We start from the raw sequence: 14,258 nt of genomic DNA, 5'->3' as shown, positions 1-14,258 counted from the left end.
CGGCGGTTTTACCACATCGTCTTCGCCGCGCGGCCGGGCCATTCCCGGTCGTAGGTTTCCTGGTCGAAATCGCCGACCGCGGCCTTCAGCATCTGGCCGGGCGTGGGCAGCCTTGCAGGATCGGCGAAATGTTCGGCATTCCACAGTTCGGCCCGCATCACGGCGCGCGCGCACTGGAAATAGACCTCGTCGATCGAGATGACGATGACGGTGCGCGGATGTTTGCCGTCCATCTCGAAGCTTGCAAGCAACGCCTCGTCATCCGAGACGACGCCGCAGCCGTTGATGCGCATCGTCGTGTTCGAGCCAGGGATCAGGAACATCAGCGCGAGCCTGGGATCACGCACGATATTGGAAAGCGAATCGACGCGGTTGTTGCCGCGCCAGTCCGGCAGATGCAGCGTCTCGTCATCTGCAACGCGCACCACGCCGCCGAGATCGCCGCGCGGCGAACAGTCGAGCCCTTCCGGCCCGACGGTCGCAAGTGCTGCGAAGGGCGAGGTCTCGATCATCTCCCGATAGAGCGGTGTCAGCCGCTTGGTCACCTTGTCGACTGAGGCCTGCGACAGGCCTGCGCCATAGATCCTATTGAGCTCTTCGATGCTGCTGATGATTTTCATGAGGCGTCCCGCCGCGGCTTGATCGTTGCGACGGACGCTACAATGCCGCGCGCCGCGCCGGAAGCTCAAAAAACGGAATGATCTCCGCATCTTTTTTGATGCTTTCGTCGGAAACACCCTCTTCGCCCCCATCGCAGTCGAGAAATGCCGCGATCGCGCCGAGGACGGGCGCCGCGCCGACGATGCGCCGATGGCCGAAGCCGTTCGCCCAAAGCAGCCGGACGTCCTTCCCGGCAGCCTGATAGCGCCTGGCATGGGTCGGCGGCACCTCCTTGTCGTCCTCGGCATGGATGACGAGCACCGGCCGGCCGATTGCGCCCAGCGTATCGCGCGCCTCGAACTCCTCAAGTCTCCGGCCGGTGACGCGATGGACTTCATCCTCCAGCACCGCTTGCGCGGCCGGGTGAAGGCCGATCATCCGGCCGAAATCGACAAACAGCCAGGCCATCTCGCTTGGCGCGCCGATCAGCACCAGCCGCTCGCAGGCAACAGGCGCCACCCCGGGCAGCAAGCCCGCCGCTGACACCGTCAGCGCCGCACCGCCGAAGGAATGGCCGATAACCGCATCGAAGGCGCCGAACCGCTGCTCGGCCGCGGCGATCGCTCCGACCGCAAGGCCCATATGCAGGAAACGCCCGCCGGCGCGCCCGTGACCGGGAAAATCGAGCGCCACCACCTCCGCGCCGGTTGCCACAAGCATCGAAACCAGCTCAGCCATATATTCGGCGCTCGAGCCCCAGCCATGTGTCACCAGCAAACGCTGGCGTTTTCCCAGCGCCCCGCCATTCAGCCGATAGGCATGCGCTTTCGCCCCGGCTGCGATCTTGAGAGTGAAGCGTTCGGCGCCTGCCAGCCGGGCCGCGCCCGCGGCATGCGCCGCCTTCGCCCTTGCTCCCTTCGGCCGCGGCGACGGGGTGCGGCAGAACAGCCGGAACGCCGCCCTGCCCGCCAGATCGGGCGAAATCGCCTGCAGAGCCGAAAACCCTAGGCGGGTGACCTCAAGCGCAAAATTTGCCATAGTGAGAATCCAAAAGACTGTTCAACACTGAACAATAAAGTACAACGATGAACAAAAATCAATCCCTTCCCTGGGATCATCCGCGTTTTCGCAGCTGGATCGCGGTGGCGCGCGCCTGCCAGCTGATGCAGCAGTCGCTGACGCGCTCGCTGGCCGATCTCGATATCAAGCCGCCGCACCTCGATATTCTCGTCAATCTCTACCGTTTCGAAGGCATTTCGCAGCAGGAGCTGGCGCGCAAGCTGTTGGTTGGCCGCTCCAATATGAGCATGCTCTTGCCGCAGATGGAAAAACGGGAGCTGATCGAGCGTCGCGGCGACGCGCGCGACAAACGCGTGCTGCGCCTTTATCTCACTGCGGAGGGCCGCCGGCTGACCGAGGCGGCGATGGCGATCCAGACCGATCTTATCGAACGCACGCTCTCCGACGAGCCGATCGAACAATGCATGGCGACGGCCACCTCGATGGAGCGCATCATCGCCACGCTGCTCAAGGATCTCAGCGACGACGACTGATGATCAATGCAGCGTCGGCGCCGGCGATGCACCGCTCAGCGAGCGGTATTCCCAGGCGGCGACGACGATCAGCACCAGCGTCGCCAGAATGCCCAGCAGATAGATTTCGAGGAAGGGTGCCGCGAAGGCAAGCAGGATCAGCAGCACCAGACCGGCAAGATGCGACAGCGGCAGCTGCCCGCTCGTCGCGCCCTTGAACCAGAGATTGCCGATGAGGAACAGGCCGGAGCCGCCGAGCACCGCCGCAGCGATGCCGAGATCGCCCGTCTCATGCGGATGCGAGAACATGAACTCGACGGCCACCGCATGGACGATGATGCCGGCCAGGATCGGGATATGCCCATAGGTGAAAGCAAGCCGCGCCAACGCCCCCGGCGTCGCCTCATGCTCGATGCGATGGGCGGCGCGCCCATGGCCGAAGCGAAAATAAAGCCACCACATGGCGACGGTGCCGATGAAACCGGTGACGAAGACGATGCCGGTCAGCCCCGAAACCGGCAGCTCCGAAAAGGTGCGGCCGGAAACCAGGATCGCCTCGCCGAGGCAGATGATGACGAACAGCGCGCAGCGCTCGGCCATATGGGCGCCGGAAACGTCCCAGTCGCTCGGCTTCGAGCGGCCGAGCCCGGGCACGGCAAAGCCCGCGGCCGGCCCGATATATTCGATCGCCAGCGCGATCACCCAGGCGATCAGCCGGGCTTCATGCTCCAGCAACCCGCCGGCGATCCAGAAGACGGCGGCCACCACGAGCCAGGTGGTGATGCGGACGAAATTCAGCGTATTGGCGCGGTCGACGCGCGTCATTGCATAGGTGGTAAACAACGAGCGTCCGACCTGCATCGCCACATAGGCGCCGGCAAACAGCAGCCCTTTGTCGCCGAAGGCCTCGGGAATGGAGGCCGACAGCAGCAGCCCGAGCATCATCAGCGCCACCAGCATGCCGCGCACCGGCATCTTGTCGGGATCGAGCCAGTTGGTCACCCAGGCGGTGAAAATCCAAACCCACCAGACGGCAAAGGTCATCAGCGCCGCTTCGGCAGCACCGAGCGGCGTATAATGGGCGGCAAGCGCATGCGAAAGCTGCGAGATCGAAAAGACGAAGACCAGGTCGAAGAACAGTTCGAGGAAGGTCACCTTGCTGCCGGCCGCACTCCCCTTGGCGCGCAGCCAGTTCTTTCCGTTCGTTTTCGCCATATGGCCCCCCGATGGCTGGTTATGTGAAGTTCAGCGCGGCTTTTCAGCCGTGTCGCGGTTCATGCCCTTTTCCCTGAGTTCATCCTCATAGGCCGAAAACAGCTCGGCGCCCCTTTCGCCGAGTTCGCGCAGATAGGTCCAGGTGTAGATGCCGGTATCGTGCATGTCGTCGAAGCCGATCCTGACGGCATAATTGCCGGTCGGCGTCATCGAGATGATCGCGACGTTGCGCTTGCCCGGCACCGTCACCCGCTGCCCCGGCCCGTGGCCCTGCACCTCGGCCGACGGCGACAGCACGCGCAAGAGTTCGGCCGACAGGTCGAAGCTCTGGCCATCGTCGAAGGTTATCGCCAGCCGCTGCCGGTCTTTCGAAACGCGAAGTTCGCTCGGCCAGATATCGCTCATCTCTATCACCCTCTTTCCTCTGGAGCAGTAGGCGTTCGCCTTTTTCGAGGCAAGCGCAAATTAGCGTGTGCGAAATCCGTTTCCCTTGACGGCGCAATCACATATGCACACATAGGAAGATATCGCTTGAAAATAGGCAGGTCTGGCGCGCTTCAGGTTCGCTCGCGGAGGAATTGGTGAATACGAGAGTCGGAACGATAGGCAACGCATCGCCGCTCACGGCGGATGCAAATCCGATGATCGACCCTTTCGGCCGGGCAGTCACCTATCTCCGCGTCTCCGTCACCGACCGCTGCGATTTCCGCTGCACCTATTGCATGGCGGAGAATATGACCTTCCTGCCGAAGAAGGATCTGTTGACGCTGGAAGAGCTCGACCGGCTCTGTTCCGCCTTTATCACCAAAGGCGTGAGGAAAATCCGGCTGACCGGCGGCGAGCCGCTGGTGCGCAAGAACATCATGTATCTTGTGCGCCAGCTCGGCGAAAAGATCGGTTCCGGCCTCGACGAGCTGACGCTGACCACCAACGGCTCGCAGCTCTCCCGCCATGCCGAGGAGCTTTATGAGTGCGGCGTGCGCCGCATCAACGTCTCGCTCGATACGCTCGACCCCGACAAATTCCGCAAGATCACCCGCTGGGGCGATTTCGCCAAGGTCATGGAAGGCATCGATGCCGCTCAAAAGGCCGGGCTGAAGATCAAGCTCAACGCCGTGGCGCTCAAGGATTTCAACGACTCCGAGATGCCCGAACTCCTGCGCTTCGCCCATGGCCGCGGCATGGACCTCACCGTCATCGAAACCATGCCGATGGGCGAGATCGACGAGGACCGCACCGACCAGTACCTGCCGCTCTCCGAGCTTCGCGCCGATCTGGAAAAGCAGTTCACGCTTACCGACATCGACTACCAGACCGGCGGCCCGGCCCGTTACGTCAGGGTCACGGAGACCGGGGGGCGCCTCGGCTTCATCACGCCGATGACCCATAATTTCTGCGAGAGCTGTAACCGCGTCCGTCTCACCTGCACCGGCACGCTCTATATGTGCCTCGGCCAGAACGACGCCGCCGATCTGCGCGCAGCACTCCGCGCCACCGAAGACGACGCCCTCCTCCAAGCTGCCATCGACGAAGCCATCACCCGCAAACCGAAGGGCCATGATTTCATCATCGACCGCACCCACAATCGCCCGGCCGTGGCGCGGCATATGAGTGTCACCGGCGGGTGAGACGCGGTCCCGCGAAGCGGGAGCGATCGATCCAGTGAATCGATCGCAGCGTCGAACGCCCTGAGCCCAAGCGAAGGGTTTCCCGCGCCCAAAGACTTGGGCGCACTGGATTCCTGTGACGAGCACAGGAATGACGGAGAGTGGGTTAGCCCATAGGGCGAAGCCTCGAAGGACGAGGCGGGCGCTCCCGCCCAGGCACAACCATCCTGAAAAGCCCAGAAACGACGGAGCGGCAGGATCCTTCCGACCTCATCAATCAATCAGTCGATCAATCGCTGCGCCGTAAACTTGTCCGTAACAAGCATGTCGATGACCCCCACGCGCAACGCACCGGCGATTGCGTCGGTCTTTTTCGATCCACCAGCAAGAGCGATAACCCGCTCCACCCGCTCGAGATCCTCAAGCGGAAGTCCTATGACCCGGTCGTCCAGGGGCGTCTTGACCGGCTTGCCGTTTTTATCGAAGAAGCGCAGCGAGATGTCGCCGACGGCGCCCGCTTCCGCGAGATCGGAGAGTTCCCGAGATGAAAAGATGTTGCCGGACCGTGCGAGAAGTTCGGACGGTTCGACGGCTCCGATGCCGACGATCGCCAGCGTTATGCTGCCGAACAGGTCCATCGTCTCGCGGACGTAAGGATCGGCCTGCATCAGAAGTTTTGCCTCTCGGGATGACGTCACGCCCTGCACCGGTAGCAGTTTCGGCTCGGCGCCGGTCAGGCGCGCAAGCCGCGTGGTCAGCTGTGTGGCATGCGTCTGCACGGAAGGGTCACCCATGCCTCCAAGCGTCTGGACGACATATTTCACCTGCGCGCTCTTCTGCGGATGAATGTTCTCGACCATCTTGAAAATGGTCTGGCTCCAGCTGGAAACGCCGATGATCTCCCCCGGCGCTAGCGTCACCTCGAGGAGATGCGCCGCTGCCTCGCCGATACGGGCCATAATGGCGCCGTCCCGGTCTTCCGTGCACTCGACGACGATCGCCTCCGGCAGATCGTATTTTTCGCGAAGCACGCTCTCGAGTTCGCTGTAGGTGCCGACGGGAGGGATGACGCTGGTTCGCACGATATCTTCAGCCTCGGCACGCTTGAGCATGCGCGACACCGTCGCCTGCGACAGGCGAAGGTGCTGTGCGATCTCGGCCTGCCGCCGCCCCTCGATGTGGTACATCTGGGCGACCCTTGAAATGAGGCGGAGTTCGTTGAGCCGAGTCATTGCTAATCCCAGAGTGAATTTTTATTCACCTTTAGCCTGTGTTTCGCGGGACGTCGAGCGGGCGAGCGCATCATTCCAGGCATCGAGAAGCCCCGCTCGATCCATGGGTTGCGGCTCTATGGTTTGGGTGTTTCGCGGCAGCCTCGCGACCACCTGGAGATCGGTCCACAAGCCGAGTGACAGTCCCGCCAGGTAAGCAGCACCCAAAGCCGATGCCTCGGGTGCTTCGCATTGGATCACGGGATGGTCGATGAGGTTGGAGACACATTGCATCAGGAAGCGGTTCTGGCTCGGTCCGCCATCCACATAGAGCGCACCGAGCGCACCGCCGCTCTGCGCCCGCATGGCCGCGATCACGTCATGCACCTGCAAGGCGATGGAATCGGTGACCGACCGCGCCATTTGCGCCCGCGTTGTATTGAAGTTGATCTGGGAGAACAGGGCACGGGCGTCGGAATTCCAGTAAGGCGCCCCCAGTCCCACGAATGCCGGCACGAAGCCGGGTCCGCCCGGCGCAGCACTTTCCGCAAGTTCGACAAGCGCCGCCACATCGGCAAGGCCAAGAATATCAGCCATCCAGGGAAGACTGGCGGCGCAGACCAGAATATTGCCTTCGAAAGCGAAGGTCGGCTTTCCCCCGATACGCCACGCGACGGTGGTTGTGACGCCGTTGCGTGGAGGAATATATTGCGCAAGCGTCGTCATAATGGAAGAGCCGGTTCCGAAGGTCACCTTGCCGTCGCCCGGCTTGAAAGCGCCGTGCCCGAACAGGGCAGCGTGGCTGTCGCCGATCGCGGCCATGATCGGCGTGCCATCCGCCACCCCCGGCAATCCCTGCGTTCTACCGAAATCGGCAGAACTGTCGAGCACCTCGGGAAGGAGCGCGATATCGACGCCGAAGATCTCGCCAAGCTCCTCGCTCCATCTCTGCTCCCGCAGATCGAACAATTGGCTCCTGGCGGCATTCGAAGCGTCGCAGACATGCCGGCGCCCGCCGGTCAGGCAGTGGACGAGCCAGCTGTCCACCGTTCCCAGTCGCACCGATCGCCCGGCCGGAACACGGTCGAGCAGCCACCGAAACTTGGAACCCGGAAACATCGGATCCAGGGGCAGGCCTGTCAGCGCCTGCACCCGGTCGAGGTGGCCCTCGGCAATGAGTCGTTCGCAATCGGGCGCCGTTCGGCGGCACTGCCAGCTGACCAACGGTCCAAGCGCATCTCCCATTTCGGCGTCCCAGGCAGTGACGGATTCACGCTGGTTGGAAATGGCCACGGCCTCGATCACCACATCCGGGCCGGCGGCCTTCAGGCAGGCGTCGACTGCTTCGCAGACCGAGGCGTAGAGCCGGCGCGGGTCCTGTTCGACCCAGCCCGGCTTCGGATAGGAGATGCCGACGGGAGTCGAACCTCTGCCGACGATTTCTCCCTTTTCGGAAACGAGAACGGCCTTTGAATTGGTCGTGCCCTGGTCGATTGCCAGAATTGTCCGCATTCTATCCTCCCCGGATCAGGTCACGGCCGGGACGACAAAAACGTCCCCGCCGGTCACGTGATCCCAATTATTTGCGCCTGATCAGCGACTGCGCGGCATCGGCGATGGCGGCTGGCGCCATCCCGAACTCGTCGAGCAGGAACTCTGCCGAACCGGTCGGGGCGTAAATGCCGGGAACGCCGAGACGCTTCATCGGCACTGGAGCATTGTCGACCACCACTTCGGCGACCGCAGAACCGAGCCCGCCGAAGATAGAATGCTCCTCGGCCGTGACGATCGCTCCGGTTTCCCTAGCCGCGGCGATGATAGCCTCCTCGTCGATTGGACGAACCGTCGCAAGGTTCAGAACCCTGGCATTGATGCCGCGATCCGCGAGGATTTCGGCCGCCTTCACAATGCGATGAGTCAAAGTGCCGTTGGCGACAAGCGTGACATCGAAACCTTGGCGAAGGAGATTTGCCTTGCCGAGTTCGAACCTGTGACCCTCCGGAAGCAGATCGGGCACGCCAACGCGAGACAGACGCAGGAAACAGGGCCCGTTATAGGTCGCGGCCCACGCAACGGCAGCGGCGGTTTCGATGCGGTCACAGGGCGCAATGACCGGAAGGTTGGGCAGGACCCGCGTCCAGGCGAAGTCTTCGATCGAGTGATGTGTCGGACCGAGTTCGCCATATGCCATTCCGGAAGAAATGCCCACCAGCTTGACGTTGGCATTCGAGTAGGAAATATCGGCCTTGATCTGCTCCAGCGACCGCCCTGTGAGAAACGGAGCAGCGGCACATACGAATGGAAGACGTCCGCCGTTGGCCAGGCCTGCTGCAACGCCAACCATGTTCTGCTCGGCAATACCAACATTGACGAGGCGCTCTCCAAACTTCGCCTTGAAGCCGCCGAGCTTCGAAGAGCCGACGGAGTCGTTGCAGACGGCAACGATCGTGTCGTTTTCGGCTGCCAGCCGCTCAAGCGTAGAGGCAAATGCGTCGCGGCAATCATAGAGCTTGGGTGGGTTTACTGACGCGTTCATTACAGTGCCTCCGACAGTTCTGCCAATGCGATTTCGTACTGTTCCTTGCTCGGCACCTTGTGGTGCCAGTCGACCCGGTCCTGCATGAACGAGATTCCATGGCCCTTGTTGGTATGGGCGACGATGCAATGCGGTTTTGCTCCCCGGTGTTCGAGAGCCGGAACGACTTCGCTCATGGCGTTTCCGTTGATCTCGGTGACCTCCCAATCGAAGGCCTCGAGCTTCGGGCGAAGCGGAGCGAGATCATTGGTTTCGGCGAGCGCGGCCCCCTGCTGGAACCTGTTGTGATCGATGACCAGCGTCAAGTTGTCGAGTTTGAACTGGGCGGCCGCCATGATCGCTTCCCAGTTGGAGCCCTCTTGCATCTCGCCGTCGCCGGTGGCGACATAGGTATGATATTTCGCGCCTGAGAGCTTGGCGGCTTTCGCCATTCCGACTGCCACCGGAAGACCGTGGCCCAGCGGCCCGGTATTGGTTTCGACGCCGGGAACCTTGTTGCAATTCGGATGCCCGTTCAGCCTCGAATGCGGCCGCAGAAAGGTGGAGACCTCCTCCTCCGGAATGAAGCCGCGTTTTGCGAGCGTCACATAGAGAGCGCATGCCGTATGTCCCTTTGAAAGGACGAACCTGTCGCGGTCGGGGTGTTTCGGCTGATCGGGCCAGACATTCAGGACACGAAAATAGAGCGCCGTCAAAATGTCGATCACCGACATCTCCCCGCCAATATGGCCGGCGCCCGCTTCAAAGACCGCCTGGAGATCGCGCAATCGGATCTCGCGGGCGATGCGCTCAAGTTCTATCGTATCCATGGGTTCCTCATGTGTGCATAAATATTCACATATCAATATTTTTGCACAAGAAGCTGATTAGTCAAGCCCCTTATACAAAGCAACGACAGCGAACGCCCGAGGAAATCTTGTTGACAGCCGGAAAGCAACTTGTTAATGAATTTTCCAACAAGCGTGAATAATTATTCTTGCTTGCACGAATATCGGATACAAGCCTAGGCATATAGGGAGGAGCAATGGTGGCGCTCGATATCAATGAACACAGGCTTTCGTCCGGAGCCTGGCTGAGCAAGCTCAAGGGAGCAACCGGTCCGCTCGTCGGACTGCTCGCGCTGTGCGTCTTTCTGAGCCTGAGCACCGACACGTTTCTTTCGGTTCGAAACGGCCTCAACATCCTCGACCAGATCACCGTTCTCGGCATCATGGCGGTCGGAATGACCTTCGTCATCCTGATCGGCGGCATCGATCTCTCCGTCGGCTCGGCGCTTGCCCTGGCGATGATGGTCATGGGCTGGACCGCCAATGTCGCCGGTCTGCCGCTGCCGGTCGCGATCGCTTTTGCTCTGGTCGCATCGGCAGTCTCCGGCCTGATCGTCGGACTTCTGGTGACGCAATTCAGGGTACCGGCCTTCATTGCCACGCTTGCGATGATGTCCGCGGCTCGCGGCGTTGCAAACATGATCACCGATGGCCAGCAGATCGTCGGATTCCCCGACTGGTTCATGATGCTGGCAATCGACCGCCATTTCGGCGTCATGACGGCCACGGTATTTCTGATGCTTGCGGTTGTTCTTGCGGCATGGCTGTTCCTGCACTTCCGCTCCGAAGGGCGCATGCTTTATGCGGTGGGCGGAAATCCGGAAGTCGCACGCCTGGCCGGGATCAACGTCCCGCTCGTGACGATATCAGTCTATGTCGTCAGTGCCGTCCTTGCGGGGCTTGCTGGCATCGTGCTCGCCGCCCGGCTGGATTCCGTCCAGCCATCCAGCGGTCTCGGCTATGAGCTGGACACCATCGCCGCTGTTGTCATCGGCGGGACTTCGCTCTCCGGCGGCGCCGGCGGCATCGGGGGAACGCTGATCGGCGTTCTTATCATCGGTGTGCTTCGCAACGGGCTCAATCTTCTCAACGTCTCGCCGTTCCTTCAGCAGGTTATCATCGGCATCGTCATCGTGCTCGCGGTCGGCGCGGAAACCATTCGCAGGCGTCGCGCCTGACGAGCGTGGTCCGCCGCATTGGCGGACCTGGAATTCCGCCCCGGACGTTTGGGGCGGATCAATAACCCAAGGGGGAGGACATACCCGAGGGTCCCATCAAACAACGGAGGAAATACAATGAAAATAGCGCGCACCATGCTCGCGTCTGCCGCCCTGCTGGGCCTCATGCTCGGTCCCGTACACGCTGCGGAACTGAAGAAGCTCGGCCTGGCCGTTGCCAATCTTCAGGCAAACTTCTTCAACCAGATCAAGCAATCGGTCGAGGCCGAAGCCAAGAAGCGCGGCATCGAAGTCATCACGGTCGACGCAAAAGGCGACGGACCGACGCAGGTCAACCAGATCCAGGATCTTCTGACCCAGAAAATCGACGCGCTGATCTACATTCCGGCCGGTGCGGCCGCTGCGACCGTTCCGGTCAAGCTGGCCAAGAGCGCCGGCATCCCGGTTGTCAACGTCGACCGCAACGCCGAGGGTGCACCGGGCGACACCTTCCTCGCAACGGATTCCGTCGCCTCTGCCAAGGCAGTATGCGACTACATTCTGAAGGAAGCCGGCGGCAAGGGGAAGATGGTCATCATCCACGGCCAGAAGGGCACGACGCCGGAAGTCGATCGCTCTAAGGGCTGCGCTGAATCCCTCAAGGCCTATCCTGACGTGAAGGTTGTCGCTGAGCAGTTCTCCAACATCTGGAGCCAGGACGAAGGCTTCCAGATCATGCAGAACATGCTGCAGGCAAACCCCGACGTTTCGATCGTGTTCGCCCAGGCCGACGGTCTCGCACTTGGCGCCGCGCAGGCGATCAAGGTCGCCAATCCGTCGCAGAAGATCGTCGTTGGCGGCTTCGATGGCGACACTGCAGCTCTCGAAGCCCTCAGCAAGGGCGTCTTCAACGTCACTGCGACACAGCAGACGCAGAAGATGGGCCGTGACGCGGTTGAAAATGCCGCCAAGCTTGTCGCCGGAGAAAAAGTGCCCCCGGTCCAGCTCCTCGATGCCACGCTGACAACCAAGGAAAACGTGGCAGGCTTCATCGCCAACCACCCGTAATGAAGTCGAGGTCTTGAGGAGGTGTGCCAATGACAGATCCGGTTCTTTCCCTGAGGGGCATATCCAAGTGGTACGGGCCGCTCCAGGTGCTGAAGGATGTCAGCTTGGACGTTTATCCTGGCGAAGTGGTTGCACTTCTCGGCGAAAACGGAGCGGGCAAGTCGACCCTGTCGGGGATCATCGCCGGGTCACGCACACCGTCCGAAGGATCAATGACATGGCTGGGGCAGCCTTATGCCCCGGCCACCCCCAGGGAAGCGATCGACAAGGGCGTTGTGCTGATCCATCAGGAACTGCAGCTTCTGCCGCAGCTGTCGATCGCCGAAAACGTCTTCATCGGACGCTGGCCAATGAAGAACGGCGTCGTCGACCGTGCCCAGATGGTTCGCCGAGCCCAGGACCAGCTCGCTCGCTTGAACCTTCACATCCCGGCAACGCGAACGGTCGCCGGCCTTTCCACAGCAAATCAGCAGCTCATCGAGATCGCCAAGGCGCTGGCTCTCGACGCAAAGCTCTTGATCCTCGATGAGCCGACAGCCGCGCTTGGCGGCGCGGAGACGGAAGCCCTCTTCGAACAGGTTCGCAAGCTTCGCTCGGAAGGCGTAGGCATCGTCTACATTTCCCACCGCATGGAAGAGATCAAGCAGATAACCAACCGGATCGTCGTTCTTCGCGACGGGGAGCGGGTGCAGGAATTCTCGGACAGCGCGACCCCGGTGCGAACGATTGTCGAGAGCATGGTCGGACGCCCGCTTGACCGCTTGTTCCCCACCCTGCCCGTTCCGACAGACCGTCCAGTCCTGCAGGTGTCCGGGCTGAGCTCGCCCGACAACTCGTTCCGAGACGTTACCTTCGAGGTGCGGGCCGGTGAAATTCTCGGAATAGCCGGCTTGGTCGGCGCCGGCCGCACCGAACTGGTGCGTGCGATTTCGGGCGCAGATCCGATCAGTGCCGGTTCGATCAAGCTGGAAGGCGAGGAACTCAGGCTGCGCGATCCGGCGGACGCGATCGCCAAGGGCATCGTGATGGTTCCGGAAGACCGCAAGGAACAGGGCCTGGTGGTCGGGCACCGGATCAGCGAGAACATTATCTACGCCAATCTCGACAAACTGGGCGGCGGTTGGATTACGCCGAGCGTCAAGCGCTCGTTTGCGCAAAAGGCAGTTGCCAAGTTCGGCGTCAAGGGCCGTGCGGAGCAGTACGCCTCCGACCTTTCGGGCGGCAACCAGCAGAAGGTCGTGATCGCGAAGTGGCTCATGCGTGATCCCAAAGTCGTCGTGCTCGACGAACCGACGAGAGGCATCGATGTCGGCGCTCGCGCAGGCATCTACGACATCATCGTCAATCTTGCCAAACAGGGCGTGGCGGTCATCGTCGTAAGCTCGGACCTCGAGGAAGTTCTCGGAGTCTCCAACCGCATTCTCGTGCTTGCCCAAGGCAAGCAGGCGGGGATCCTCGATCGTGGCCAGGCAAATGACGTCTCGGTCATGGAGCTAGCTACCATCTAAACATATAGAGAAAGGAAGAGCGGTGTCCGACATCACTCTGAACGCCCCGAAGCTTTTCGATCTCAGCGGCCAGGTTGCCATCGTCACCGGGGCCGGAAGCGGCATCGGGCAGCGCATTGCCATCGGCCTTGCGCAATGCGGCGCCGACGTGGCCCTGCTCGACCGTCGGACCGACGACGGATTGGCCAGGACGGCTGAACATATCAGCGTCGCCGGCCGCCGCTCGATCCAGATCGCGGCTGATGTTACGAACAAATCTTCCCTTGGAGATGCAGTCGCACGTACCGAAGCCGATCTCGGCACCTTGACGCTTGCCGTCAACGCGGCAGGCATCGCCAACGCGAACCCGGCGGAGGAGATGGAGGAGGATCAATATCAGACGTTGATGGATATCAACCTGAAAGGCATCTTCCTTTCCTGCCAGGCCGAGGCTCGCGCCATGCTGAAGAATGGACGCGGCTCCATCGTCAACATTGCTTCCATGTCGGGTGTGATCGTCAACCGGGGGCTGAACCAGGCGCATTACAACGCCTCTAAGGCGGGCGTGATCCATATGTCGAAGTCTATGGCGATGGAATGGGTCGACCGCGGCATTCGCGTCAACACCATTTCCCCCGGATACACGGCGACGCCCATGAACACCCGTCCGGAGATGGTTCATCAGACCAAGCTCTTCGAAGAGCAGACGCCGATGCAGCGCATGGCAGCGGTCGACGAGATGGTCGGTCCGGCGGTGTTCCTTCTGTCGACTGCGGCAAGTTTCGTCACCGGCGTCGATCTTCTCGTCGACGGCGGTTTCTGCTGCTGGTGATGGATAAGAAGACGCATTGCCGGCAACAGAAAGTGAACCGGTCTCGCTTCCTCCCTGGCTGAGACCGAGGCGCTGAAGGGAGCAACGGGCCAGACGGCGCGCGATATCGCCGCCTGCCCGCCCTTCGCGCTGATCGAACGGCTGTCGCAGCCGCTTGAGCTTCAACAATGACCGTAAGGCAGGCAT

14 protein-coding genes are annotated in these 14,258 nt (G+C 61.6%); 6 read left to right on the top strand and 8 right to left on the bottom strand.

Going from position 1 to position 14,258, the window contains the following annotated elements; all coding sequences use genetic code 11:
* Window positions 1–8: 8 nt before the first annotated feature.
* Complete coding sequence (locus tag FHX03_RS29960) at window positions 9–620, bottom strand: pyridoxamine 5'-phosphate oxidase family protein (protein ID WP_183856716.1); 612 nt, start codon at window positions 618–620, stop codon at window positions 9–11.
* Between the two features lie 37 nt (window positions 621–657).
* On the bottom strand, window positions 658–1,638 hold the full coding sequence (locus FHX03_RS29955) for an alpha/beta hydrolase (RefSeq protein ID WP_183856714.1): 981 nt from the start codon (window positions 1,636–1,638) through the stop codon (window positions 658–660).
* A 47-nt stretch (window positions 1,639–1,685) separates the two neighbouring features.
* On the opposite strand from FHX03_RS29955, the gene FHX03_RS29950 reads away from it, so the two are divergent.
* Window positions 1,686–2,153 (top strand): MarR family winged helix-turn-helix transcriptional regulator, encoded by a 468-nt coding sequence (locus FHX03_RS29950; protein ID WP_097628537.1) that lies wholly within the window; start codon window positions 1,686–1,688, stop codon window positions 2,151–2,153.
* A 3-nt stretch (window positions 2,154–2,156) separates the two neighbouring features.
* Here the strand turns inward: FHX03_RS29950 and FHX03_RS29945 are convergent, their stop codons facing one another.
* Both FHX03_RS29945 and FHX03_RS29940 read right to left on the bottom strand, forming a co-directional pair.
* Window positions 2,157–3,347: a low temperature requirement protein A gene (locus FHX03_RS29945; protein WP_131711021.1), complete on the bottom strand. Its 1,191-nt coding sequence runs from the start codon at window positions 3,345–3,347 to the stop codon at window positions 2,157–2,159.
* Between the two features lie 30 nt (window positions 3,348–3,377).
* On the bottom strand, window positions 3,378–3,752 hold the full coding sequence (locus tag FHX03_RS29940) for a gamma-butyrobetaine hydroxylase-like domain-containing protein (protein ID WP_054182994.1): 375 nt from the start codon (window positions 3,750–3,752) through the stop codon (window positions 3,378–3,380).
* Between the two features lie 176 nt (window positions 3,753–3,928).
* Here FHX03_RS29940 and moaA point away from each other — a divergent pair, with 176 nt between their 5' ends.
* Window positions 3,929–4,975, top strand: coding sequence for a GTP 3',8-cyclase MoaA (moaA, locus tag FHX03_RS29935; RefSeq protein ID WP_097628535.1), 1,047 nt, complete (start codon window positions 3,929–3,931; stop codon window positions 4,973–4,975).
* 260 nt (window positions 4,976–5,235) lie between these two features.
* Here moaA and FHX03_RS29930 read toward each other — a convergent pair whose 3' ends face one another.
* From FHX03_RS29930 to FHX03_RS29915, 4 genes are all read right to left on the bottom strand, one after another.
* A complete protein-coding gene (locus tag FHX03_RS29930; RefSeq protein ID WP_183781896.1) occupies window positions 5,236–6,186 on the bottom strand; it encodes a sugar-binding transcriptional regulator in 951 nt (316 codons plus the stop codon).
* A gap of 21 nt (window positions 6,187–6,207) precedes the next feature.
* Window positions 6,208–7,677: an FGGY family carbohydrate kinase gene (locus FHX03_RS29925; protein WP_183781899.1), complete on the bottom strand. Its 1,470-nt coding sequence runs from the start codon at window positions 7,675–7,677 to the stop codon at window positions 6,208–6,210.
* A gap of 67 nt (window positions 7,678–7,744) precedes the next feature.
* Window positions 7,745–8,701: a transketolase family protein gene (locus FHX03_RS29920; protein WP_183781902.1), complete on the bottom strand. Its 957-nt coding sequence runs from the start codon at window positions 8,699–8,701 to the stop codon at window positions 7,745–7,747.
* A complete protein-coding gene (locus FHX03_RS29915) occupies window positions 8,701–9,510 on the bottom strand; it encodes a transketolase (protein ID WP_183781905.1) in 810 nt (269 codons plus the stop codon). Before FHX03_RS29915 ends, FHX03_RS29920 begins: the two co-directional genes overlap by 1 nt.
* A 215-nt stretch (window positions 9,511–9,725) precedes the next feature.
* Here FHX03_RS29915 and FHX03_RS29910 point away from each other — a divergent pair, with 215 nt between their 5' ends.
* The 4 genes from FHX03_RS29910 to FHX03_RS29895 all read left to right on the top strand — a co-directional run bounded on the left by FHX03_RS29910 (window position 9,726) and on the right by FHX03_RS29895 (window position 14,072).
* Window positions 9,726–10,706, top strand: a complete 981-nt coding sequence (locus FHX03_RS29910) for an ABC transporter permease (RefSeq protein WP_183781908.1) — start codon at window positions 9,726–9,728, stop codon at window positions 10,704–10,706.
* 117 nt (window positions 10,707–10,823) lie between these two features.
* Window positions 10,824–11,753, top strand: coding sequence for a sugar ABC transporter substrate-binding protein (locus tag FHX03_RS29905; protein ID WP_003540275.1), 930 nt, complete (start codon window positions 10,824–10,826; stop codon window positions 11,751–11,753).
* 29 nt (window positions 11,754–11,782) lie between these two features.
* Entirely contained in the window at window positions 11,783–13,261 is a 1,479-nt protein-coding gene (locus tag FHX03_RS29900; RefSeq protein WP_183781910.1) for a sugar ABC transporter ATP-binding protein, read from the top strand.
* A 22-nt stretch (window positions 13,262–13,283) separates the two neighbouring features.
* Window positions 13,284–14,072, top strand: coding sequence for an SDR family oxidoreductase (locus tag FHX03_RS29895; RefSeq protein ID WP_183781913.1), 789 nt, complete (start codon window positions 13,284–13,286; stop codon window positions 14,070–14,072).
* Window positions 14,073–14,258: the final 186 nt, after the last annotated feature.

Source organism: Rhizobium sp. BK456 (assembly GCF_014194045.1).
Classification (GTDB): domain Bacteria; phylum Pseudomonadota; class Alphaproteobacteria; order Rhizobiales; family Rhizobiaceae; genus Rhizobium; species Rhizobium redzepovicii.
The sequence above is the reverse complement of the archived record's forward strand: the minus strand, read 5'-3'. Positions and strand labels throughout refer to the sequence as shown.

Excerpts from the sequence above, each read along its gene's own strand:
- FHX03_RS29960 (WP_183856716.1), bottom strand. The coding sequence starts at position 620 with ATGAAAATCATCAGCAGCATCGAAGAGCTCAATAGGATCTATGGCGCA.
- FHX03_RS29955 (WP_183856714.1), bottom strand. The coding sequence starts at position 1,638 with ATGGCAAATTTTGCGCTTGAGGTCACCCGCCTAGGGTTTTCGGCTCTG.
- FHX03_RS29950 (WP_097628537.1), top strand. The coding sequence starts at position 1,686 with ATGAACAAAAATCAATCCCTTCCCTGGGATCATCCGCGTTTTCGCAGC.
- FHX03_RS29945 (WP_131711021.1), bottom strand. The coding sequence starts at position 3,347 with ATGGCGAAAACGAACGGAAAGAACTGGCTGCGCGCCAAGGGGAGTGCG.
- FHX03_RS29940 (WP_054182994.1), bottom strand. The coding sequence starts at position 3,752 with ATGAGCGATATCTGGCCGAGCGAACTTCGCGTTTCGAAAGACCGGCAG.
- FHX03_RS29930 (WP_183781896.1), bottom strand. The coding sequence starts at position 6,186 with ATGACTCGGCTCAACGAACTCCGCCTCATTTCAAGGGTCGCCCAGATG.
- FHX03_RS29925 (WP_183781899.1), bottom strand. The coding sequence starts at position 7,677 with ATGCGGACAATTCTGGCAATCGACCAGGGCACGACCAATTCAAAGGCC.
- FHX03_RS29920 (WP_183781902.1), bottom strand. The coding sequence starts at position 8,701 with ATGAACGCGTCAGTAAACCCACCCAAGCTCTATGATTGCCGCGACGCA.
- FHX03_RS29915 (WP_183781905.1), bottom strand. The coding sequence starts at position 9,510 with ATGGATACGATAGAACTTGAGCGCATCGCCCGCGAGATCCGATTGCGC.
- FHX03_RS29910 (WP_183781908.1), top strand. The coding sequence starts at position 9,726 with ATGGTGGCGCTCGATATCAATGAACACAGGCTTTCGTCCGGAGCCTGG.
- FHX03_RS29905 (WP_003540275.1), top strand. The coding sequence starts at position 10,824 with ATGAAAATAGCGCGCACCATGCTCGCGTCTGCCGCCCTGCTGGGCCTC.
- FHX03_RS29900 (WP_183781910.1), top strand. The coding sequence starts at position 11,783 with ATGACAGATCCGGTTCTTTCCCTGAGGGGCATATCCAAGTGGTACGGG.